Below are 21,695 nucleotides of genomic sequence, written 5' to 3' on the forward strand. Positions count from 1 at the left end.
ATGTGTGATGGCTCTACGACAGTCAGCCTGAATGAGGTCCAGATCACAGGCAATCGGGTGGCCTGGATCACACGCCGAAGCCCGCATCCTATGCGACGGACGGTCGGTGACGTCCGACGAACGGCGAGCGGTCACCCCTCCGATCGGTCAGTCCGACGCCCGTCCGGGTGTGCGGTCCAGGCCCATCCCGACGCGTTCCGGCACGTGCATCCGAGCGAACGTGCGCGCGAGATCGGCGGGTACCCGACGTCGGGTCATCCGGCTGACCAGCACCATCGTGCCGAACGCGAGAGGGACCGTGACCGCGGCCGGGTAGCCGATCACGACCTCGAGCCACCCGCCCAGCACGTCGTCGTCGGCGACGCCCGCGATCGCCAGCATCGTCGCCGAACCCGACGACGCGCCACCGACGATGAGCCCGGCGATGGCGCCGACGGCCGTCAGCCCGCGCCACCAGATCCCCAGTACCAGCAGCGGGCACAGCGTCGACGCGGCGACCGCGAACACCAGTCCGACAGTCCGGGACAGTTCGAGGGAGGCGGCCGCCAGGGACAGGCCGATCGGGATCAGTCCGCCGATGACCGCGGCCACCCGGAAATCGCGGACGCGACCCCGCAGCAGATCGGTGGCGAGCGCGCCGGCGACCGACACCAGCAACCCCGACGAGGTGGCGAGGAAGGCGGCGATCGCCCCCGCTGCGACGAGGGCGGCCAGGATCTGGCCGGCGATACCGCCGACGGCCGCGCTGGGCAACAGCAGGACCGCGGCGTCGGCGGTACCGGTGATCAGCAGTTCGGGGACGTAGAGCCGCGCGAACACGCCCAGCAGGATCGGGAAGAGATAGAACAGCGACAGCAGGGCGATGACGGCCAGCGCCGTCCGTCGAGCCGATCGACCGTCGGGGTTGGTGTAGAAGCGCACCAGCACGTGCGGCAGACCCATCACGCCGAGGAACGTCGCGATGATCAGCGACAGCACCTGGTAGAGCGGATGATTGCCGCCGAACCCACCGCCGGGGGCGATCCAGTCGGCGTTCTGCGTCGGCGCGCCCGCGACGACGGGGGTCGCCGCTCCGGCGTCGAGAAAGATGGTTGAACCGGCGGAGATCACGTGCGGTCCGGTGGTGGCCACGGGCGCGTCGTCGACGCCGACTCCGTCCAGCGTCCCTGTGACCCGCACGCCGGTGGTCTCGGCGACGGTGACCGACACGTCGGTGGTGACGTCGACGGTGGTCGCGGTGGTGATGCGCGGCGGTGCGGGTTCCCCGACCGGGGTGGGGTCCTGGGCGAAGACACCGATCAGGACGAGGGCGGGGACCGCGATCGCGGTCAGTTTGAGCCAGTACTGGAAGGCCTGCACGAAGGTGATCGACCGCATGCCGCCGCCGACGACGTTCACGATGACGATCAGGCCGACGCCGACCACGCCGGCCCACACCGGGGCGCCGAGCAGGATGTTGAGGGTGAGGCCCGCGCCCTGGAACTGGGGGATGAGGTACAGCACGCACACGACGACCACGACGAGCATCGCCGTCTTCCGCGCGGCCGTGGAGGCGAGGCGGAACTCGGCGAAGTCGGGCACCGTGTAGGCCCCGGATCGACGCAGTGGCGCAGCGACGAACAGCAACAGGCCCAGATATCCGGCGGTGAATCCCACGGGGTACCAGAGGGCATCGGCGCCGTACTTCGCGATGAGCCCGGCGACTCCGAGGAACGATGCCGCCGAGAGGTATTCGCCGGAGACCGCGGCGGCGTTCCACCGCGAGCCGACGGTCCGGGACGCCACGAGGAAATCGGAGGTGGTGCGCGAGAACCGGCCGCCCCACGCACCCACGACGATGGTGGCGATGGCGGCGGCGAACAGACCGACCGCGGTGAGGGCGTGGACCTCGGCCGTCACGGCGGCCCCTGCTCTGGCACATCGTCCCCGACGGGGTCGGCCGGGTCGTCCCCGACGGGGTCGGTCGGGTCGTCGTCGACGAGGCCCATGAAGTCGCGTTCGGCCTGTTCGGCGAGATGTACGTACAGTCGGCCGGTCAGGTAGAGGACCGGGAACGCGAGCAGCCCCAGCACCAGCCAGATCAGGCGGATGCCGAAGACCTCGGCGTCGGCGATGCCCGGGAACAGCCAGGCGGCAACAGGTATCGCGGCCGAGACGGCGAGCAGGGCGCCACCGAGTCGGAGGGCGAGGCCGAGCTGGGCGCGCATGAGGCCCCGCACGAGCGCGTCGCCGACCTCGGTCTGTTCCTGGACCTCGACGCGGGTGCGCACCATCCGCGCCCCGCGGCGCGCGGCGAGCACCACGCGTTCGCGCTGGGGCGGGTGCTCAGCCATCGTCTCGGCCGGTGGGGGAACGGTACTGGCGCAGCGGATCCCGGATGAGACGGTCCTTGAGTTCGCGGACCTGACGGCGGCTCACGGGTAGTTCGACGGCGTCGGACGCGCCGTTCGCGCGAACGCACACCACGGTGCCGCCGCCGACGGTGCGCAGGCCGGTGACCATGGGCAGCGCGACGAGGTAGGACCGGTGTACTCGCGCGAAACCGGTCTCCTGCCAGCGGGATTCGAGGGTCGACAACGGGATGCGCACGAGGTGGGCGCCCGAGTCGGCATGCAGGCGGGCGTAATCGCCGACGGCTTCGACCCAGGAGATCGAGTCGCGTCGGACGAGCGAGGTCACGCCGCTCATCTCGACCGGGATGACATCGTCGGAGCCGGTGCGGCGGTCCGGGCGAGCGGCCGTCTGCTCGGGTTCGGGTGTGCGTCCGCGGCGCTCGAGGCTGGCGCGGACCCGCTCGACCGCCTGCGTGAGACGTTGCTCGCGAAGAGGTTTGAGCAGGTAGTCGACCGCGCCGACCTCGAACGCGTCGACGGCGCGGTCGTCGTGGGCGGTGACGAACACGATCGCCGGGGGCGAGGCGTACTTCGCCAGCACGCCGGCGAGTTCGAGTCCCGACAGGCCGGGCATGTTGATGTCGAGGAAGATCGCATCGATGCGATGGTCGTTGAGCTCGCGGAGGGCGCCGGTGGCGTCGGAGGCGGACCAGACCTCGGCGACGTCGTCCTGCCGGTTCAGCAGGTAACCGAGCTCGTCGAGAGCGGGTGGTTCGTCGTCGACCGCGAGTACCACCAATGCGGTCATGGAACACCTCCCGCCTCGACGACAGACCGCAGTTTACCGCCCTGGGGTTCGCGCACCCGCCCGAACCGGGCGTTCACGCCCGGATGCCCGCGCGGAACTTCGGAACGCGCATGCCCACTTTGGTGCCGGCGCCGACGGCCGTCTCGACGACGAGCCCGTAGTCGTTGCCGAAGGCGGCGCGGAGCCGGTGGTCGACATTGGTCAGGCCGACGTGCGCGCCCTCGCCGTGATCGAGGGCGTCGAGGGCACCGCTGCGCAGGAGTTCCGGTTCCATGCCCACGCCGTCGTCCTCGACCGTGATGACACAGTCGGTGCCCTCGTCGGCCGCGACGATGGTGATGGTGCCCCCGCCTTTCGACGCGAGGCCGTGCCGTACGGCGTTCTCGACGAGCGGTTGCAGCGCGAGGAACGGTACGACGACGTTCAGGACCTCGGGCGCGACATGCAATTTGACGTCGAGTGCGTTGCCGAAGCGGGCTCGTTCGAGCGTCAGGTAGCGGTCGATGTTGCGCAGTTCGTCCGCGAGCACGGTGTACTCGCCCGCGGCCCGGAAGGAGTACCGGGTGAAGTCGGCGAAGTCGAGGACGAGCTCGCGCGCGCGGTCGGGGTCGGTCCGCACGAACGAGGCGATGGTGTTCAGCGCGTTGTAGATGAAGTGCGGACTGATCTGCGCGCGCAGTGCGAGGACCTCGGCGCGGTTGAGTCGTGCGCGTGAGGCGTCGAGGTCGGCGAGTTCGATCTGACTCGACGCGTACCGCGCGACTTCGGCGATGGCGCCGAGCATTCCGGGGCCGGGCCGTCGGGTCGTGGCGACCACGAGGACCCCGACCCCGACGTCGTCGGCGAGGAGGGGCTGGGCCACGAGCGCGCGCACCGGGGACTCGGCGCCGCTGGGGTCGGTGAGCAGTACGCGCCGGAGGTCGCCCAGCGCGGAGGTCGCCGCACGATCGGCGTGACCGAGCATCTCGTTGTCCCAGATGTCGTCGCCGTCGGGCAGATGGGCGAGGCGGCTCGGTTCACCGTCGTAGAGGGCGACCGCCTCGGCGCCGGTGAGCGTGAGCAGGTGAGGCAGTGCCTCGCGAGCGGACTCCGCCGAGAGTCCGGTACGCAGCGAGCGGGCGGCCAGGGACGCGGTGTGCAGCGCGAGATGGACCGCCCGCTCGGCCGGGGTCCGCACGACGCGCCGGGTGCGGATCAGCACCACCGCGCCGACGCACGCGAGCACTCCGAGCAGGACGAGGGCGATCGTCACCCCGCTAGACATCGGCGTTCCGGTCATGTTTGTCGGGCCCGATGACGCTGTCTCCGTGAGGTAGCGACGAGATGGCGAGATCGATGAGGGTGTGCCGGTCGGCGCGCCACTTGTCGGGCGGTAGGTGGCCGTGGGTGTCCAGGTCGGTGAGGCCGTGCGTCGTCGCGAACAGCAGCGCCGCATGGTGTCGTGCGGCGTCGGCGCCGACGATACGGCTCACGAGGGACATCAGACCGTCCTGCGCGCGGGCGGCGGCGGGGATGGCCGGCGCGCCCGCCGGAGTCGCGAACATGAGCCGGTACAGATGTGGCCGGTCCAGCCCGAGGTCGGACAGCGCGTGCATCGCCGTCCGCACGGCGTCCTCAGGGGACAGGTCCGGGTCGGACGCGATGACCTCGAGTCCGTCGGCGACGACCGCCCACGCCTCGGCGGCGAGTGCCGCCAGCAACTCGTCCTTCCCGACGAAGTGCCGGTACGCGGCGGACCGGGAAACCCCGGCGCCACTGCCGACCTCGCGCAGGGTCACCGCTTCCGGTCCGCCCTGGTCGAGCAGTGCCGACGCCGTCGCCAGCAGTGCCTGCCGGGTGTGTGCCGCGGTCTCGGCCCTCGTGGTCATCGCTCCACCCTACAGTTGACACTGTCAACCGAATAGGGTTCTCTTGAGTTGACAACGTCAACTCAAGCGGCGGGAGCCGACATGAACCCACCCCCCACCTCCAACCCGGCCTGGACGCTGGTCATGACGGGAGCAACGCGCGGCATCGGCCTGGTCGCCGCACGGACGATCGTGTCGACAGATCTGTCCTGTCACCTCGTCGCGCTCGCCCGCGGAGGCGGACCCGCCGGGTTCGTGGACGGTTTCGGTGAGAACGCCGCGCGCGTCGTCGTGGTCGATGCCGATCTCGCCGACACCGCGGGCACGGTTGCCGCGGCGGCGGAGATCCGGCAGATGCTCGACGACGCGGCCCTTCCACCGTTGCGGGGGCTGGCGTGCAACGCGGGTATCCAATACGTCGACGACCGGCAGGTCACCGTCGACGGACTCGAGGCGACCTTCGCGGTCAACGTGCTCGCGAATCACGTGCTGATCGGTGAGCTCGGCGGACACCTGGCGCGCGGTTCCCGGATCACGTTCACGGTGAGCGACACGCACTTCGGCGACTTCCGGCACAATCTGGGCCTGGTGCCGGCGCCACGATGGGCCCCTCCGGCGCGGTTGTCCCGGCCCGGCGCGTTCGGCGGCGCCAGCCCGTCTTCCGGCCGAACCGCGTACTCGACCAGCAAGCTGGCGGCGATCCATCTCGTCCACGAGTGGGCACGTCACCTGCCCGACGGGATCGAGATCGTCTCCTACAATCCGGGTTACGTGCCCGGTACGGACCTGGTCCGGGCGGCGAGCGTACCGCAGCGGTGGGCGAACAGATGGGTTGTTCCGGGTCTGACCCTCGTCGGCCCGCTGGACCGGCCCGCCGCGGCGGGCCGGCGTCTCGCGTCGGCGATTCTCGGTGTGCCACATGCGGCCACCGGCGCCTACGTCGACCGTGGGCGGGTGTCCGACTCATCAGCGGAGAGTTATGACGCCGAACGCGAACGCGACCTCTGGGATCACCTCGAGCATCTGCGTTCGCAGACGTGCCGACGTCAGTAGGTCGCCCACTCGCCTTGCGCGTACCGCAGGATCCTCGGGTCCATCAGGGTGGAGGGCGGCACGTTCAATTGTTGCCTGTCGAGTGGGAAAACCGTTGCGGCAGAGATCTGTTCGGGGCTGAGGAATCGGAGCGGGCCGGGTGCCCGCACGGTCGGCGTGACGCGGCCGCCGGCGCCGGCCAGGTGGAATCCCCAGTCGCCGAAGGCCGGCACGTCGACGTGGTACGGGGTCGGGTCCAGCCCGGCCGCGCGCATGGTCGACGCCACGCACCAGAACGATTTCGGTGCGAAGTACGGCGACCCGGCCTGCACGACGGTCCGGCCCGTCGGGGTGAGATGTGCACGGACCATCGCGTAGAACTCGGTGGAATACAGCTTCGCGGTGGCCGAGTCGTCGGGATCGGGCATGTCGACGATGATCACGTCGAACCGGCGGTCGGTGCCGCGTAGCCAGGAGAAGGCGTCGGCGGCGATCACCTCGGCTCGGGGGTCGCTCATCGCCCCCCGGTTCAATGTCGTGAGACGCTCGTCGGTCCGGGCCAGGCGGATCATCTCCGGGTCGAGTTCGACGAGCGTGACGTCGCGGGCGTCGGGATAGGTGAGCACTTCGCGGAGCGCGAGTCCGTCACCGCCGCCGAGGATCAGGACGGTGCCGCGCTCGCCGGACATCGCCGGATGAACCAGGGTCTCGTGATAGCGGTGCTCGTCGACGGAGGAGAACTGCAGGTCGCCGTTCAGGTACAGGCGGGTGTCGGCCGCTGCGCCGAACCGGTTCTCGGTGATGACGATGTCCTGATAGGCACTGCGTTCGGCGGCGACGATGGGATCCCGGTACAGGGCCTGGCGGGCGGTGATCTCGAAGCGACCGGACAGCATCAGTCCCGCGACCAGGACGGCGACGACCGCGATCGCCGACGCGGACAGGACCGCCATCTGGGTGCGCGACATCGACTTTCGGAAGATGACGAAGACGAGGAAGCACCCGGCCGCGGCGTTGACGAGTCCGACGACCAGAGCACCTCGCAACTGGCCGAACCACGGCAGCAGCAAGAAGGGGAAGCACAGGCCACCGATGAGGGCGCCGATGTAGTCGACGGCGAACATGTCGGCGACCGCCGAACCGGCCTCCTGGCGTCGAATCCGTTGCAGCAGAACCATCAGCAGCGGGATCTCGGCGCCGATCAGGATGCCGAGCACGAAGGCCACGAGGATGAGGGCGGGCGTGTACAGCTCCAGGTACGCGAACGCCGCGTAGAGTGCCATCACGGACAGTCCGCCGATGAGCGCGAGCAGCAGTTCGATCACCGCGAAGGCCGTGACCGACTGCGGCTGGAGGGGTTTGGCCGCGAGCGACCCGATCCCCATCGCGAAGACCATCACCGCGAGGACGATCGACGCCTGCGTCGCGGTGTTGCCGATCAGGAACGACCCGAGCGAGACCAGGGCGAGCTCGTACACCAGGCCGCACGCGGCGCAGACGAAGACGACGCCGAGCAGTCCGGCGCGGGCGAGTCGCGGCCGCGTCGCCAACGTGTCCGGAGCGGTGTCGGTCGTCGCCGGACCGGGGTCGTCGACGGTCACCAACGGACGGGGGAGTGTGGTGACCCGGTCACAGGATGGAGGCGGCGACGATGATCGACACCCCGATGTGTGCGACGCCCTGCACCCAGACCGCCGGGTGGGTCTCCGGGTGGACCAGGAGTTCGCCCAGATTCCCGGGGGTCAGCAGGTCGATGACGAGGAAGGTCACCGCCATCACGATCAGGCCGATCGCCGAGTACACCGCGGTGTAGGTGAGTCCCTCGAGGAGCCGGCCTTCGCTCGCGACGATGGCCGCGGTGACGATCACGGCGACGGCGAGCATGTTGGAGCCCACCAGGATGCCTGCGTTGCGGTTGCGCTCGGTCCACAGCTGCGAACGGAGCTTCCCGGGCGTGAGCAGGTCGAGGATGCCGAACGACACGATCATCAGGATCACGCCGACGCCGGCGTAAGCGCCTGCCGCGTAGGCATTCTCAGCGATATCAGCGAGCATGGTCTTCTCCGTTGGTTGATCGGACGAGTTCGATGGGACGGGCCGGTCGGACAACGATCATTTGCCGCCACCGCCGCTCCCGCCGCCGCGGTTTCCGCTGCCGCTACCCGCATAGCGGGGGGTCGGTACCCAGAACGCGCCGACGTAGGGGTGGTAGTGGTTGTAGCCGGACCGGTAGTCGCGGCTGAGCATCACCCGGGTGGTCCCGGCGGCCAGCGGGAACAGACCGACGAGGTAGTCGGGATACTGCAGGAACTGCGTGCCGGAGATGTTGCCCGCGTCTGTGGCGCCGGTCCGCTGGTCGCTGGGACGTTCGGCGTCGCGGATGTCGGCGGCGACCTCCGCCGGGGTCCCGTCGGCGACGTAGGCGTCGACGTCGCCCTCGTCGAGCGAGGTGTCTCGCTCGTAGTTCTGGGAGATGTAGTCGCGCGCCGACCCCCCGATTCCGCCCCCGCGGGCCACTCGCGCGGTGCACGCGCCGATCAGCGCGAAAACGGTGAGCACGACGATCACACCGATGATGATGTTGCGGATCTTGTTGAGGCGGCGGCGCGGGTCCGGCTGCCGGTCGGGCGGGAACTGCTCGGTCATCGGCGGGCCACCGGTCCGCGGTCGATTCTGCTGGAGGTGATCACGACCTCGCCGGCTTTCGGGTAGGTGTGCCAGGTGTGCCAGCTGATGTCGTCGTCGGTGGACTCGGAGACGATCGCGGTGACGGCATACGGGTCGCCGGGGAAGCGGCCCATCACGCATGGATGTCCGGTCGCCAACTGCTCGGTGACGCGCGCGGCCAGTTGTTCGACGAGTGCGGCGAGATGGTCCGAGGTCACCTGTTCGACGCGGGAACTGAAGTAGTAGCCGCTCTCCTGGAAACTCTCCGGAAGTGCCGAGGTCACATCAGGCAGGCAGGCGACGGTCTCACAGATTCGTTGCACCCCGTCCTCGACGAGCACCTGATGGCTCGCGCCGAGCAATCGCACCGACACGGTGATGCCGTCGATGTCGCGGTCCTCCTGTGCCAGGGGCTCCTGCAACGGTGCGCTCAGTGAGAAGCCGAGCTGTGCCGCGCTGGTGTCGGCGAAGGCGACCGCCAGTTGTGCTGCGGGGTCGCCGGGATGTCCGGGGTTCTCTGTCATGCGGGTGCGATCTCCCTGCTCAGGGCGTCTCGGTCGGGTGGACGGCGGTCGGGCCGTCAGGGCGTCTCCGGAGCCGGGTTGCTGGGATAGATTCGATAGTCCGCCCGGGACAGCAGTTCACCGCGGGCGCACTCCCAGCCGCTGCCGTAGTCCTCGAACGAGAGGCGGTCGTCGCCGGCCTGGTAGTCGTGGTAGGCCATCCGGCCGGAGGTCGCGAGCCCGGTCGTGCCCGCGGAGGTGAAGCGCGCCGAACCCGCCTCCTCCGACTGGTAGCGACGACCTTCGAGCTCCACGGTGTCGGGGCCGGGACTGACGGCTGCACCGGGCAACTCGTGCCACAGCACGACCTCGAGGTCGGGATCGTCCTCGACCGAGATCCAGGCCTTGGACCCGACACCGGTGTCCAGGAAGTTCTCGGTCCAGGTGTAGCCGTCCTGGGTCAGGCGCAGCGTGCCGCGGACTGCATAGGTCTGACCGCGCAGTTCGACGAGATCGCCCGGCTTGAGATCGCGGGGATCGCCGTAGACGGAATCGTCGTCGGCCGAGGAGAAGGGATCGCCGGGCCGGTAGGTCCGCTCGCGCAGGGCGTCCTGTTCGGCCTGCCGGGCCCTGCGGTTGCCGAGGAAATTGAAGATGACGACCACCGCGATGATCGCAAGCAGCGCCACGATGATGATCAACAGGAATTCCACGGTTCAGACCCTAGCCGACCTGGCCGCCCGGGATGGCAGTCGTCGAAGGTGCGAATGACCGCGATCGCTCCTGACGCTCAGGCGTCGGCGGCGCGCAGCAGCGGGATGATCGGTGCGAATTCCTCCAGGGCCGGCTCGTGGACGGAGATGTAGGAGATGCCGGTCCGCGCGCGCAACCCCACGAGCCGCTCGGCGATCTCTGCCGTGGAGCCGACCAGGACCGTCGGCAGCTCCGCGAACGCCTCGGCGGAGCCTGCGGCCTCGGTGGCCCCGGGAGTCCGCTCGAACACGGACTCGGGGTCGTCGGTGACGGCGACGACCTGTACCAGCAGGTTCCATTCGATGTCGGGAACGCGTTCGCCCGCGGCCCGGCGGGCGAAGGCGACGCGGGATTCGAAGTCGTCGGCGGTGAGCAGCCGGAGTTCGCCGTCACGACTCGTCCGGGCCGCCGTGAACGCGACGATGTCGGCGTGGTCGGCGGCGACCCGGAGAACGCGGTCGCCGTTCCCGGCGACCATCAGCGGTACCCGCGCCTGCACCGGCCGCGGCTCGACGCCGGGGTCGTCGAGCGCGGACGCCACCTTCCTGACCGTGGACGACAGGTGATCGACACGACGGCCCGGGGTCCCGAAGTCGATGCCGGCCGCCTCGAACTCGTTCTTCGCATATCCGGTGCCGAGTCCGAGTTCGACCCGTCCGCCGGACAGCCGGTCGACGGTGGCGACGTCGCGCGCGAGGAGCGCGGGGTTCGTGAATGCCGCGTTGAGGACGAAAGTGCCGAGCCGGAGGCGTTGCGTCGCCGTCGCCGCCACGGACAGCGCGGGCCACGGGCTCGGCGCACCGAGGTGGTCGGGGAAGAGCAGCACGTCGTAGCCGAGGTCTTCGACGTGGCGGGCGCGACTCGTCCAGGAGGCCGCGTCGTCGACGGTGAACATGTTGACCCCGAAGCGGAAAGGTCTGGGCGCGCCGGACATACGGATCACGCTAATCAAGGCCGTGCCCCCGGGTGTGGCGATCCCGTCGGTCTGCCGCCGATCCGACCTTGCACTCGCGGTGGGCGAGTGCTAAAAACGAGGTTGGCACTCGCGAGCTGTGAGTGCCAGGTCGGGACGGTGAGGCCGGTACCGAATGACACACCGGTCGTCCGTCGCGGGCACCGAGTTCCGGCCATACGAACCTAGTGTCACCCCCTTCGGAGGATCACTTACCCATGGCCAAGCAAATCGCGTTCGACGAAGAGGCCCGTCGCGGCCTCGAGCGGGGCCTCAACAGCCTCGCCGACGCCGTCAAGGTGACGTTGGGACCCAAGGGTCGCAACGTCGTGCTGGAAAAGAAGTGGGGCGCCCCCACGATCACCAACGATGGTGTGTCCATCGCCAAGGAGATCGAGCTGGAGGACCCGTACGAGAAGATCGGCGCCGAGCTGGTCAAGGAAGTCGCCAAGAAGACCGACGACGTCGCGGGCGACGGCACCACCACCGCCACCGTTCTGGCCCAGGCTCTCGTCCGTGAGGGTCTGCGCAACGTCGCTGCCGGCGCCAACCCGCTGGGTCTGAAGCGCGGCATCGAGAAGGCCGTCGAGGCCGTCACCGAGTCGCTGCTGAAGAGCGCCAAGGAGGTCGAGACCAAGGAGCAGATCGCTCAGACCGCAGGCATCTCGGCCGGCGACCCCTCGATCGGCGAGCTCATCGCCGAGGCGATGGACAAGGTCGGCAAGGAAGGCGTCATCACGGTCGAGGAGTCCAACACCTTCGGCCTGCAGCTCGAGCTCACCGAGGGCATGCGCTTCGACAAGGGCTACATCTCGGGCTACTTCGTCACCGACGCCGACCGCCAGGAAGCCGTCCTCGACGACCCGTACATCCTGCTGGTCTCGGGCAAGGTCTCGACCATCAAGGACCTGCTGCCGCTGCTGGAGAAGGTCATCCAGGCCGGTAAGCCGCTGCTGATCATCGCCGAGGACGTCGAGGGCGAAGCTCTCTCCACCCTCGTCGTCAACAAGCTCAAGGGCACCTTCAAGTCCGTCGCCGTCAAGGCTCCGGGCTTCGGTGACCGCCGCAAGGCCATGCTGGCCGACATCGCCATCCTCACCGGCGGCGAGGTCATCAGCGAAGAGGTCGGCCTCTCGCTCGAGGGTGCAGGCGTCGAGCTGCTCGGTACCGCACGCAAGGTCGTCGTGACCAAGGACGAGACCACCATCGTCGAGGGCTCGGGCGATCCCGACGCCATCGCCGGCCGGGTGGCCCAGATCCGCGGCGAGATCGAGAACAGCGACTCCGACTACGACCGTGAGAAGCTGCAGGAGCGTCTGGCCAAGCTGGCCGGCGGTGTTGCGGTCATCAAGGCGGGCGCGGCCACCGAGGTCGAGCTCAAGGAGCGCAAGCACCGCATCGAGGACGCCGTCCGCAACGCGAAGGCTGCCGTCGAAGAGGGCATCGTCGCCGGCGGTGGCGTGGCCCTGCTGCAGTCGGAGCCGGCCATCGACGCACTCTCGCTCGAGGGTGACGAGGCCACCGGCGCCAACATCGTCAAGGTCGCGCTCTCGGCTCCGGCCAAGCAGATCGCGATCAACGCCGGGCTCGAGCCGGGCGTCGTCGCCGACAAGGTCCTCAACTCGCCCACCGGCACCGGCCTCAACGCCGCCACCGGTGTGTACGAGGACCTGCTCAAGGCCGGCATCAACGACCCGGTGAAGGTCACCCGCTCGGCGCTGCAGAACGCAGCCTCGATCGCGGCTCTGTTCCTCACCACCGAGGCCGTCGTCGCCGACAAGCCCGAGAAGAACGCCGCACCGGCCATGCCGGGTGGCGACGAGATGGGCGGAATGGGCTTCTGATCTCCTGATCAGATCCCTGCGTTCACTCAACGCAGCTCCAACCGAAGGCCGGTCACCCGAGAGGGTGGCCGGCCTTCGGCGTTGCGAACACGGTCGCGACGATCTCCGGCGACCACTCGACGTATTCGAGGACCGCGCCGTCGGGGTGGCGAAGGTAGGCGAATCGTCCTGTCGCACTGTGTGATTCTCCGATGACGACGGCTGCGGACGTGCCGGTGATCAGCGCGATGAGTGCGTCGAGATCATCGACTATGACGGGTCCGACGGTGGACCGGTAGGTTTCGACATCGTCGTCGGCCCCCGCGATGAGGAGGAAGTCGCCGACGGCGGCGAGTTCGGCCCTCTCGAAGGCGAAACGGAGATCGGCGGATGCACCGACGAGGGTCTCGTACAGCGGTAGCGACTCGTCGAGGTCGGCGACGAATACTCTGGCGTAGGTCTTCAGCACTCGCATCGACCCCACGCTAGGAGCGCAGGCGGATGAGCGGCAGTACGAACTTCGAGGTGAGTGGGTCCGCCGGGCCGTCGTCCGAGGCCGAGGAGCGGGCCCGGGGACTCGCGCGGTCGGTCTTCGCCGTGGTGTCGACGAAGTGGGGTCTGACCGTCCTCGAGGAGATTCGGCAGCGACCCCGCCGATTCCGCGAGCTGAAACGGTCGATCGGGACGATCAGCGACAAGGTGCTCACCCAGACGCTGCGCGACCTCGAAGCGCACGGACTGATCCATCGTCACGACCATCGCAGCGCGAACCCGCGGGTGGACTACACGGTGACGGACGCCGGTCGAGACCTGGTCACGACGGTCCACGGTCTCTGCGACTGGTCGCGAGCGCATCTCGACGACCTGCTCGGGGTGCCCGGATCGCTCGACCGAGCGTGAGTGCACTCCCGGGAACGTTCTCGATCCGGGAGGTGTTGAGACGGCCATGAGTGCTCCCATCACCGTCGACATCTGGTCCGACATCGCCTGCCCCTGGTGCTACATCGGCAAACGCAAGTTCGAGGCCGGACTGGCGGAGTTCGCCGGGCGTGACGACGTCGAGGTGACCTACCACAGCTTCGAGCTCGCCCCCGACACACCGGTCGACTTCGACGGCTCGGAGATCGACTTCCTCGTCCGGCACAAGGGCATGCCCGCCGAGCAGGTCCGGGGGATGCTCGACCAGGTCCGTGAGATCGCCGCCGGCGTCGGTCTCGACTACGACTTCGACCGGTTGCAGCACACCAAGACACTGAAGGCGCACGAAACCCTGCATTTCGCGAAAGCGCATGGCCGACAGACGGATCTGGCCGAGCGCCTGTTCAAAGCGTACTTCGAGCAGGGGCGGCACGTCGGCCGCGCCGAGGAACTGGCCGATCTGGCGGCTGATGTCGGCCTCGAGCGCGACGCCGTCCTCGCCGCGCTGGAGTCGGGGGAGTACTCCGCTGCCGTCGCCGCCGACATCGATCAGGCGCGGGCGTACGGGATCAGCGGTGTGCCGTTCTTCGTCATCAACGGCAAATACGGCGTCTCTGGTGCACAGGCGCCGGAGACGTTCACCCAGGCCCTCGACAAGGTCCGCGCCGAGGCGGTCGATCGTGTCTGAACCGCCGGTGCGCTTCGAGATGATCGGCGACGACGACGCGGCAGTCTGCGTCGACGGCGTGTGTGTACTGCCGGAGGCGGGGACCGACACGTCGGAGCCTGTGCTGGAGTGAGTTTCGGAACCGTCTGACGCGGTCGGCGATTCTTGTCGGTGGTCGGTCATATATTGGTTTCATGCAATTCGGGGGCGAGGGCGCAGGAATCTCGGGCGATGAGTCCGAGTCCGAGTTGTCCTTGCCTGCAGTGCTTTCCGATGTCGAACTGTCGGCCACCGAGCTGGTGGATGTCATCACCCACTGCGCGTCGATCACCTCCGCCGCTTCCTACCGACTCCTGACTGCGGCGAGTCTGCTGCACGAGGAACGCGAACTCGACTACCAGCTGCGCCGCACCGAACACCACGACGGCCAGGCCTCGTCCGAAGACGAACTGCACCGGCGCGCGGCCGACGCAGCCGCCGGGATCGATCCGTACGCCGAGTACGGGCCCGATGGATTCGACCAGGCCACCGCCGAACTCGGCGCCGCGCTGATGATCCCCGCCGCCGAGGCCCGCGATCTCATCCGCACAGGTGATGTCCTGCGTTACCGGCTCATGCTGACCGGCAACACCCTGGCCTACGGGCGGATCGACCAGCGACGCTTCACCATCGCCATGAAACGTACCGACTTCGTGCCCGACGCCGACGTGCCGACCGTCGATGCTCATCTGGCCGAGGCGATCCTGGCCCGCCCACCGATGTCGACCACCCAGTTCACCATCCTGGTCGACTCGATCGTCGCCAAGCATGCCCCCGATGCGGTTCGTCGCCGCCGCGAACGCGCCGGCGACGACCGCAAGATCATCATCGCACCCGACCGATTCACACCCGGCCAGTCTCGTATCACCGGCACCCTGCCCGTCACCGACGCCGCCGAACTCAACACCCAGCTCGACGCGATGGCCGCCGCAGTGCATCACGACGACCCTCGCACCACACAGCAACGACGCGTCGATGCCCTGATCGCGCTCGCCGCCCACCTCGATGTGCTTCCGTGCCGCTGCCCACACTGTGCGCCCGCACCGGTCGACCTCGACGACCCGCAAGCCGAAACAGGCCTGGAGACAGACGGTCTCGATGCAGGCCCGACATCCGACGCCGGCTATGCGCCTGTGCCTGTTCCGGTGCCGATGTTCCACATCGTGGTGAACTTGTCTACGCTGCTCGGCCGCGACGACGACCCCGGGTTCCTCGACGGACACGGACTGATCGACGCCGACACCATGCGATCACTGCTCGCCGACGCGCAACGCTCTTTCGTCAACGCCGACGCCGGCGCCGATGCCGCAGCCGGCTCCCGATACGCCCCGAGCCGCAAGCTGCAGACCCTGGTGCGCTGCGGTGAGCTGTGCTGCACCTTCCCCGGCTGCAACTCACCGGTGTGGACGGCTGATCTCGACCACACCATCCCGTTCGACCACGAATCACCACGGGCCGGTGGTCCGACGTCGCAGCGCAACCTCAAGCCGCTGTGCCGTTTTCACCACCGGATCAAGACCTTCGGCATGTGGCGCGACTACCAGGACGAGTACCTGACCGCCTGGTTCCAGTCCCCGACCGGACACACCTTCGTCGGCAACGCGTTCAACGGCCGCGACCTGTTCGGCTACCTCGTTCCCGGACGCCCGCCCGATCATCCGGCACGCAGCAAGCTCGCCGAGCAGCGAGCCACCCGCACCACCGCCCACCGTCGCGAGATCGACGCGTGGAACGCCGCCAACCCACCACCGTTCTGAACGGTTTGTCGGCTGCGCGTCGCGGCCGACGTGTGAGTGCACGGTCGTAGTGGGTATGCGAGGACGATGCAGACGTTCCTGCCCTACCCGGATTTCCGGCGCTCCGCCGAGGTCCTCGACCCCGCCAGGCTCGGCAAACAGCGGGTCGAGACGTTGCAGATCCTGCGGGCGCTCGAACTCTTCGACTACGGCTGGACCAATCATCCCGCGGTGATGATGTGGCGCGGGCACACCCCGGCACTGGTCGCCTACGGGCTCGCCGTCGTCGATGTGTGGACCCGCGAAGGGCGTGCGGACAGCACCGCGGCGATGATCGCCGAGTTCGCGCCCGATGTGGTGGGGCGACCCCAGTCCGAGTTGGCCGCGCAGGGTCGGATGCCCGAGTGGCTGGGCGATGACAGGCTGCATCGCAGTCATCGTGCCGCGCTGCTCCGCAAGGCGCCGGACTTCTACGGCGCCGTGTTCGACGACGTCGATGACGAGCAACCGTACTTCTGGCCCGATCCGCCCGTCGCCGAGGTCCGTGACCTGGATGCGCCGACCCGCACCGTGTGGATTGTGCGGGCGACCTCGGACGAGCAGTACGCCGAATTCCGACGTCGGCGGATCGTCGGGTTCGGCACCGAGTCCGGCGTCGACGTCGACGCGACGGCGGGCGCCGACGCGTCGCTCCGGACGCTGCTGAAGGAGCGCAGTCCGGGGCGTCGGCCGGGAAAGGACCTCCGCGTGCTGGCGTCGTTCGTCTCCGACCTGGCGGCCGGGGACGAGGTCGCCATCCTTCCACCGCAGAACACCGGTGCGGCGGACGTCGACACGCTCGTGCTCGGCGTGGTGGACGGCGACTACGAGTTCTCGACTCGCGGGAAGACGCTCACGCCGCATCGCCGCCGCGTCCGGTGGACCGGCACGCTCGAGCGGACGGCCGTCACCCCGCCGGCGTTGCTGCAGAACCCGCGCACACTGTTCCCCGCGTCCGTGACACCCTGAGCGATCCAGGGCAGTGTTGTCGTCCGCTCTGGTTTCGCCCGATCGTCGTCCTCCGGTCTGCGTTGTCGTCCGATCGGCCGAATCTTCGTCGGCCGGTCGCAGCGAAGCCCCCCGTGCCGAGCGATGTACAGGCACCGTTTCCGGCCAGAGCTCACCAGTCGATTCGGCGTACCGGGAGGCCAGAATTGCTGCTCAGGCGCGCTGTGCTCGCGGTACGCGATATTTGTCATCGTGAAAACGCTTCGAATCTTGGTTTTATCGCGCTGACCCGCGACATGAACGGAAATCGTCGCCGGCGGAGTAATGCGGACGGGATTCGCCCCGGTGCGTATGGTGAAACGTATTCGGATCGAAATCTCCACGTGTGAATTCCGTTGTCGAGACGACGGCGCGGTTGCTGTGATGTGAGCGGTAGGGATGTGAAGGGACTGTGATGTCCGCAGCGGATGGTGCTCTCTGCCGACGCCTGGTCGCCACCATGATCTCGATCGCGGCACTCGTTGTCACGCTGGCCATTCCGTCGATTACCGGCGCGGAACCGGGAAACGGATCGACCCGGGCCGAGGCGTTGGCCCGCGCGGTCGCCGACGGCCGGGTCCTCGACCTGTCGGTCTACTCGCCGTCGATGAAACGCAGTGTGCCGGTGCGGGTGCTCATGCCGGCGGACCGATCGGTGCCCCGGCCGACGCTCTACCTGCTGAACGGCGCCGGTGGCGGAGAGGGGACCGGGCACTGGTTCGAGCAGACCGACATCGTCGATTTCGTCTCCGACAAGAATGTGAACGTGGTCGTGCCGATGCGGGGCGCATACAGCTATTACACCGACTGGGTGAAAGTCGACCCGGTTCTCGGGCGCAATAAATGGACGACCTTTCTGACCAGCGAATTGCCGCCGCTCATCGACCAGAAATTGAATACGACCGGGGTGAATGCGATCGCGGGGATCTCGATGGCGGGGACGTCGTCGCTGAGCCTCGCCGAGTCCGCGCCCGAGCTCTACCGGGCCGTCGCGTCCTACAGCGGATGTGCGGAGACGAGTACGAATCTGGGCCGGCTGGCGATCCGGGCGGTGGTCGAGGGCCGCGGAGGGGGTGACATCGCCAACATCTGGGGTCCGGTCGGGTCCCCGGGGTGGCGTGCCCACGATCCGGTCGTCAACGCCTACAAGTTGCGCGGCAAGGCGATCTACATCAGCACCGGCACGGGGGTTCCCGGGCCGCATGACCAGTTGCAGAGCCAGGGAATCGACGGGAAGACGACGATCTACATCGACCAGATCGCGGTGGGTGGCGCGATCGAGGCCGCGACGCACCAATGCACCTTGAATCTCGACCGCCGGCTCAAGCAACTCGCCATCCCCGCGACCGTCGACTACACACCCGGTACGCACGCCTGGCCGTACTGGCAGGACCAGCTCGTGAAGTCGTGGCCGATGCTCGAACGCGCGCTCACCGACTGACCGCCGGAGATCTGTCACGATGTGACCGTGACTGCGACCCCCGGTGCGCCGAGCCCCATCCCGAGCCTGCCGAACCTGCGCGACCTCGGCGGCTGGCGCACCGTCGACGGCCGCACCGTCCGATCCGGGCTCCTGTTCCGCTCGACGGACTTCTCCGCCCTCGACGTCTCCGACGTACCCGCGCTGGAGGCGCTGGGGCTGACGGCCGTGTACGACCTCAGGTCGGAGCACGAGAGCGAAGCCATCCCGGATCCCGTCCTGCCCGGTGCGTCGAACATCGCTCTCGACGTCCTCGCCGATGCGCAGATGTCGATTCCGGCCAACATCGGTGCGGTTCTCGCCGATCCCGCCGTCGTCGCGGAGGCAGGCGAGATGTTGTCGGGCGGCAAGGCGCGCGCGATGATCTCCGGGACCTATCGCGAGATGATCACGTTGCCCAGTGCGACCGCCGCCTACACTCGGTTCTTTCGAGGGCTGCTCGACGATGGGACGACGCCGGCCCTGGTGCACTGCACCACCGGCAAGGACCGAACCGGGTGGGCAGCCGCGGCGTTCCTGACCTTGCTCGGAGTGCCCGCGGACGACGTGTACCGCGACTACCTCCTCACCAACGAACGTCTCATCCCGTCGCTCGGGCACATCTTCGACGGGTTCGCCGCGGCCGGGGGTGATCCCGAACTGCTCGTCGGCGTACTGGGGGTCGACGCCGGTTACCTCGACGCGGCCTTCGACGAGGTGCGCACTCGTTTCGGCGGGATCGAGGGCTACTTCAGCGAGGCGCTGGGCCTGGATGCCGAAGACCGGCGAGCCCTCCGGGACCGCTACCTCGAGGGGTGAGTTCGCCGTGAATTGCGCAGTGGGACCAGGAGATCCGGTCCGGTGGCCACCAGGACGTACTGCCCGCGACCGAGCTGAGAGTCGACTCTGGTCGGTAGTGTCGTGGGATGAGTGAACTCAGCTTGTCCGAGAAGGCCGCGCTGGGCAGCGGCGCCGATTTCTGGACCACGAAGGCGGTCGGCCCGGTTCCCGCGCTGACGTTGACCGACGGCCCGCACGGAGTCCGCAAGCAGACCGGCGCGACCGATCATCTCGGTCTCGCCGACAGCGAACCCGCCACCTGTTTTCCGCCAGCGGTGGGTCTCGGCCAGAGTTGGGACGTCGGACTGATCCGTCGTGTCGGCGAAGCGCTGGGACGAGAGGCCCGCGGCCTCGACGTCGACGTTCTCCTCGGTCCCGGTGTGAACATCAAACGAGATCCCCGGAGCGGGCGGAACTTCGAGTACTTCGCCGAGGACCCGTTCGTCACCGGCCGGCTCGGCGCGGCCTGGGTCGACGGCGTCCAGAGCATGGGGGTCGGGGCATCGCTCAAACACTTCGCGCTGAACAACGCCGAGGACGACCGGATGCGGTCGAGCTCCGACGTCGATCCCCGGCCGATGCGGGAGATCTACCTCCGCGCCTTCGCGCACATCATCCGCTCGGCCGCTCCGTGGACGGTGATGTGCTCCTACAACCGCATCAACGGCACCTCCGCCGCGGAGAACCGCTGGCTCCTCACCGACCTGTTGCGCGGCGAGTGGGGTTACGACGGTGTGGTGGTCTCCGACTGGGGTGCCGTCGCCGATCGCGTTCGCGCGGTCGCGGCCGGACTGGATCTCGAGATGCCCGGTTCCGGGGGCAGGACCGACGCGCAGGTCGTCGATGCCGTCGAGAACGGGAACCTCGACGAGGCGGCCGTGGACCGCTCGGCCCGAGCGGTGCGGAAACTCGCCGAGCGGGCCGTCGCCGGCCGCGCGGACCGGGCCGTCGCCGATCTCGATCTGCACCACCGTCTCGCGCGGGAGGCGGCCGGCCGGTCCATCGTCCTCCTGAAGAACGACGGCGGCGTTCTCCCACTGGCCGCCGAGCAATCCGTCGCGGTCATCGGAGCGTTCGCGAGCGAACCCCGGTATCAGGGCGGCGGCAGTTCGCACGTGAATCCGACACGCCTCGATGTACCGGTGGACGAGATCCGGGCGGCCGGCCACACGGTGACCTACGCCCAGGGATTCTCCACCGACGGTTCCCCGGTGGATTCGGCCGACGCGATCACCGCCGCGACCGAGGCCGACGTCGCAGTCGTGTTCCTGGGATTGGCGGCGTCGCAGGAGTCGGAGGGCTTCGACCGTGACGACATCGAACTGCCCGCGGAGCAGATCGAGCTGCTGACCGAGATCCTGGCGGTGCAACCCCGCACGGTGGTGGTGCTCGCCCACGGCGGAGTCCTCCGCCTCGGACCGATCGCAGCGGCTCCCGCAGTCCTCGACGGCGCGCTTCTCGGGCAGGCCGGGGGCGGAGCGATCGCCGACGTGCTCGTCGGCGTGGTGAACCCGTCGGGGCGGCTCACCGAGACCGTGCCGGTCAGGTTGCAGGACACCCCGGCGTACCTCAACTTCCCGAACGAGAACTCGCACATCCGGTACGGCGAGGGCATCTACGTGGGTTACCGCTGGTACGACGCGCGGGACATGGAGGTCTCGTATCCGTTCGGGCACGGGTTGTCCTACACGACGTTCGAGTACTCGGATCTCTCGGTCGCGTCGAACGGACCGGGTGAGGGCGTGGACGTCGAGGTGACGGTCACGAACACCGGAACCCGCGCCGGGCGCGACGTGGTCCAGATCTACACGTCGAAGCCGGACTCGCGCGTCGGGCGACCGCCGCGTGAGCTGAAGGGTTTCGCGGTCACCCGCGACCTCGAACCGGGTGAGAACGAGAGCGTCTCGGTGACGATCGACCGGGACGACCTCGCGTACTGGGACACACGGGTCGACCGCTGGATCGTCGAACCGGGTGAATACGCGATCCATGCCGGGGCGTCGAGCCGCGACGTCCGGCTGAGCGCGACGGTCGAACTCGCGGGGGACGAGGTCGACCTGCCCATCGACGAGAACTCGACCCTGGGCGAGGTCCTGGCGAATCCGGCTGCGGCGCAAGCGCTCGCCTCCCTGGCGGAGAACAACCCCCTGATGGGTGCGGGCGACGACGCGCTGGGGATCGACATGATGCGGATGCTCGCGTCGATCCCCCTCGGACGCCTCGCCGGTTTCGGGATGAGGGGCGAGGACATCGCCCGCATCATCACGGCCGCGCGCGCGGACTGACCCGTGG

Annotated in this window: 21 protein-coding genes; 9 read left to right on the top strand and 12 right to left on the bottom strand. The window is 68.6% G+C overall.

The window, feature by feature from the left end; translation table 11 throughout:
* Positions 1 to 147: 147 nt before the first annotated feature.
* The 5 genes from AC3B5T_RS10255 to AC3B5T_RS10275 form a co-directional block, all read right to left on the bottom strand.
* Entirely contained in the window at positions 148 to 1,899 is a 1,752-nt protein-coding gene (locus tag AC3B5T_RS10255) for a sodium/solute symporter (protein ID WP_488358585.1), read from the bottom strand.
* Complete coding sequence (locus AC3B5T_RS10260; protein WP_488358586.1) at positions 1,896 to 2,333, bottom strand: hypothetical protein; 438 nt, start codon at positions 2,331 to 2,333, stop codon at positions 1,896 to 1,898. Before AC3B5T_RS10260 ends, AC3B5T_RS10255 begins: the two co-directional genes overlap by 4 nt.
* A complete protein-coding gene (locus tag AC3B5T_RS10265; protein WP_488358587.1) occupies positions 2,326 to 3,141 on the bottom strand; it encodes a LytR/AlgR family response regulator transcription factor in 816 nt (271 codons plus the stop codon). Before AC3B5T_RS10265 ends, AC3B5T_RS10260 begins: the two co-directional genes overlap by 8 nt.
* 73 nt (positions 3,142 to 3,214) lie before the next feature.
* Positions 3,215 to 4,405, bottom strand: a complete 1,191-nt coding sequence (locus AC3B5T_RS10270; RefSeq protein ID WP_488358588.1) for a sensor histidine kinase — start codon at positions 4,403 to 4,405, stop codon at positions 3,215 to 3,217.
* Positions 4,398 to 5,009 (bottom strand): TetR/AcrR family transcriptional regulator, encoded by a 612-nt coding sequence (locus AC3B5T_RS10275; RefSeq protein ID WP_488358589.1) that lies wholly within the window; start codon positions 5,007 to 5,009, stop codon positions 4,398 to 4,400. Before AC3B5T_RS10275 ends, AC3B5T_RS10270 begins: the two co-directional genes overlap by 8 nt.
* Before the next feature lie 81 nt (positions 5,010 to 5,090).
* Between AC3B5T_RS10275 and AC3B5T_RS10280 the strand changes: the two genes are divergently transcribed.
* Complete coding sequence (locus AC3B5T_RS10280; RefSeq protein ID WP_488358590.1) at positions 5,091 to 6,041, top strand: SDR family NAD(P)-dependent oxidoreductase; 951 nt, start codon at positions 5,091 to 5,093, stop codon at positions 6,039 to 6,041.
* Here AC3B5T_RS10280 and AC3B5T_RS10285 read toward each other — a convergent pair.
* The 6 genes from AC3B5T_RS10285 to AC3B5T_RS10310 form a co-directional block, all read right to left on the bottom strand.
* Complete coding sequence (locus tag AC3B5T_RS10285; protein ID WP_488358591.1) at positions 6,035 to 7,621, bottom strand: polyamine aminopropyltransferase; 1,587 nt, start codon at positions 7,619 to 7,621, stop codon at positions 6,035 to 6,037. The genes AC3B5T_RS10280 and AC3B5T_RS10285 overlap by 7 nt on opposite strands.
* Positions 7,622 to 7,649: 28 nt before the next feature.
* Positions 7,650 to 8,075, bottom strand: a complete 426-nt coding sequence (locus AC3B5T_RS10290; protein ID WP_010842853.1) for a DUF350 domain-containing protein — start codon at positions 8,073 to 8,075, stop codon at positions 7,650 to 7,652.
* 57 nt (positions 8,076 to 8,132) lie between these two features.
* Positions 8,133 to 8,666 carry a DUF4247 domain-containing protein gene (locus AC3B5T_RS10295; protein ID WP_488358592.1) on the bottom strand — a complete coding sequence of 178 codons (534 nt, stop codon included), beginning with the start codon at positions 8,664 to 8,666 and terminating at the stop codon, positions 8,133 to 8,135.
* Positions 8,663 to 9,211, bottom strand: coding sequence for a DUF2617 family protein (locus AC3B5T_RS10300; RefSeq protein WP_010842851.1), 549 nt, complete (start codon positions 9,209 to 9,211; stop codon positions 8,663 to 8,665). The genes AC3B5T_RS10295 and AC3B5T_RS10300 overlap by 4 nt, the downstream gene beginning before the upstream one ends.
* A 56-nt stretch (positions 9,212 to 9,267) precedes the next feature.
* On the bottom strand, positions 9,268 to 9,903 hold the full coding sequence (locus tag AC3B5T_RS10305; protein ID WP_488358593.1) for a DUF4178 domain-containing protein: 636 nt from the start codon (positions 9,901 to 9,903) through the stop codon (positions 9,268 to 9,270).
* Positions 9,904 to 9,980: 77 nt separating this feature from the next.
* A complete protein-coding gene (locus AC3B5T_RS10310; protein ID WP_488358594.1) occupies positions 9,981 to 10,877 on the bottom strand; it encodes a TIGR03621 family F420-dependent LLM class oxidoreductase in 897 nt (298 codons plus the stop codon).
* 236 nt (positions 10,878 to 11,113) lie between these two features.
* Here AC3B5T_RS10310 and groL point away from each other — a divergent pair, with 236 nt between their 5' ends.
* The gene (groL, locus tag AC3B5T_RS10315; protein WP_010842848.1) at positions 11,114 to 12,739 is read left to right on the top strand and encodes a chaperonin GroEL; all 1,626 of its coding nucleotides are present in this window, start codon (positions 11,114 to 11,116) and stop codon (positions 12,737 to 12,739) included.
* Between the two features lie 52 nt (positions 12,740 to 12,791).
* Here the strand turns inward: groL and AC3B5T_RS10320 are convergent, their stop codons facing one another.
* Positions 12,792 to 13,193, bottom strand: coding sequence for a VOC family protein (locus tag AC3B5T_RS10320; RefSeq protein WP_488358595.1), 402 nt, complete (start codon positions 13,191 to 13,193; stop codon positions 12,792 to 12,794).
* A 26-nt stretch (positions 13,194 to 13,219) separates the two neighbouring features.
* On the opposite strand from AC3B5T_RS10320, the gene AC3B5T_RS10325 reads away from it, so the two are divergent.
* The 7 genes from AC3B5T_RS10325 to AC3B5T_RS10355 all read left to right on the top strand — a co-directional run bounded on the left by AC3B5T_RS10325 (position 13,220) and on the right by AC3B5T_RS10355 (position 21,688).
* The gene (locus tag AC3B5T_RS10325; protein ID WP_488358596.1) at positions 13,220 to 13,618 is read left to right on the top strand and encodes a winged helix-turn-helix transcriptional regulator; all 399 of its coding nucleotides are present in this window, start codon (positions 13,220 to 13,222) and stop codon (positions 13,616 to 13,618) included.
* A 46-nt stretch (positions 13,619 to 13,664) separates the two neighbouring features.
* Complete coding sequence (locus AC3B5T_RS10330; protein ID WP_488358597.1) at positions 13,665 to 14,324, top strand: DsbA family oxidoreductase; 660 nt, start codon at positions 13,665 to 13,667, stop codon at positions 14,322 to 14,324.
* Positions 14,325 to 14,497: 173 nt separating this feature from the next.
* Complete coding sequence (locus AC3B5T_RS10335; protein WP_488358598.1) at positions 14,498 to 16,099, top strand: HNH endonuclease signature motif containing protein; 1,602 nt, start codon at positions 14,498 to 14,500, stop codon at positions 16,097 to 16,099.
* Between the two features lie 66 nt (positions 16,100 to 16,165).
* Positions 16,166 to 17,086, top strand: coding sequence for an MSMEG_6728 family protein (locus AC3B5T_RS10340; RefSeq protein ID WP_488358599.1), 921 nt, complete (start codon positions 16,166 to 16,168; stop codon positions 17,084 to 17,086).
* A gap of 433 nt (positions 17,087 to 17,519) precedes the next feature.
* Complete coding sequence (locus AC3B5T_RS10345) at positions 17,520 to 18,545, top strand: alpha/beta hydrolase (protein WP_488358600.1); 1,026 nt, start codon at positions 17,520 to 17,522, stop codon at positions 18,543 to 18,545.
* Positions 18,546 to 18,572: 27 nt separating this feature from the next.
* Positions 18,573 to 19,382, top strand: coding sequence for a tyrosine-protein phosphatase (locus AC3B5T_RS10350; RefSeq protein WP_055475770.1), 810 nt, complete (start codon positions 18,573 to 18,575; stop codon positions 19,380 to 19,382).
* Positions 19,383 to 19,489: 107 nt separating this feature from the next.
* The gene (locus tag AC3B5T_RS10355) at positions 19,490 to 21,688 is read left to right on the top strand and encodes a glycoside hydrolase family 3 C-terminal domain-containing protein (RefSeq protein ID WP_488358601.1); all 2,199 of its coding nucleotides are present in this window, start codon (positions 19,490 to 19,492) and stop codon (positions 21,686 to 21,688) included.
* The last annotated feature ends 7 nt before the right edge of the window (positions 21,689 to 21,695 follow it).

This window comes from Gordonia sp. G4, from assembly GCF_057770005.1.

Coding starts and splice junctions, on each gene's coding strand:
- AC3B5T_RS10270 (WP_488358588.1), bottom strand. CDS start 4,405: ATGTCTAGCGGGGTGACGATCGCCCTCGTCCTGCTCGGAGTGCTCGCG.
- AC3B5T_RS10355 (WP_488358601.1), top strand. CDS start 19,490: ATGAGTGAACTCAGCTTGTCCGAGAAGGCCGCGCTGGGCAGCGGCGCC.
- AC3B5T_RS10265 (WP_488358587.1), bottom strand. CDS start 3,141: ATGACCGCATTGGTGGTACTCGCGGTCGACGACGAACCACCCGCTCTC.
- AC3B5T_RS10310 (WP_488358594.1), bottom strand. CDS start 10,877: ATGTCCGGCGCGCCCAGACCTTTCCGCTTCGGGGTCAACATGTTCACC.
- AC3B5T_RS10290 (WP_010842853.1), bottom strand. CDS start 8,075: ATGCTCGCTGATATCGCTGAGAATGCCTACGCGGCAGGCGCTTACGCC.
- groL (WP_010842848.1), top strand. CDS start 11,114: ATGGCCAAGCAAATCGCGTTCGACGAAGAGGCCCGTCGCGGCCTCGAG.
- AC3B5T_RS10345 (WP_488358600.1), top strand. CDS start 17,520: ATGTCCGCAGCGGATGGTGCTCTCTGCCGACGCCTGGTCGCCACCATG.
- AC3B5T_RS10335 (WP_488358598.1), top strand. CDS start 14,498: ATGCAATTCGGGGGCGAGGGCGCAGGAATCTCGGGCGATGAGTCCGAG.
- AC3B5T_RS10325 (WP_488358596.1), top strand. CDS start 13,220: ATGAGCGGCAGTACGAACTTCGAGGTGAGTGGGTCCGCCGGGCCGTCG.
- AC3B5T_RS10295 (WP_488358592.1), bottom strand. CDS start 8,666: ATGACCGAGCAGTTCCCGCCCGACCGGCAGCCGGACCCGCGCCGCCGC.
- AC3B5T_RS10330 (WP_488358597.1), top strand. CDS start 13,665: ATGAGTGCTCCCATCACCGTCGACATCTGGTCCGACATCGCCTGCCCC.
- AC3B5T_RS10275 (WP_488358589.1), bottom strand. CDS start 5,009: ATGACCACGAGGGCCGAGACCGCGGCACACACCCGGCAGGCACTGCTG.
- AC3B5T_RS10260 (WP_488358586.1), bottom strand. CDS start 2,333: ATGGCTGAGCACCCGCCCCAGCGCGAACGCGTGGTGCTCGCCGCGCGC.
- AC3B5T_RS10320 (WP_488358595.1), bottom strand. CDS start 13,193: ATGCGAGTGCTGAAGACCTACGCCAGAGTATTCGTCGCCGACCTCGAC.
- AC3B5T_RS10280 (WP_488358590.1), top strand. CDS start 5,091: ATGAACCCACCCCCCACCTCCAACCCGGCCTGGACGCTGGTCATGACG.
- AC3B5T_RS10340 (WP_488358599.1), top strand. CDS start 16,166: ATGCAGACGTTCCTGCCCTACCCGGATTTCCGGCGCTCCGCCGAGGTC.
- AC3B5T_RS10300 (WP_010842851.1), bottom strand. CDS start 9,211: ATGACAGAGAACCCCGGACATCCCGGCGACCCCGCAGCACAACTGGCG.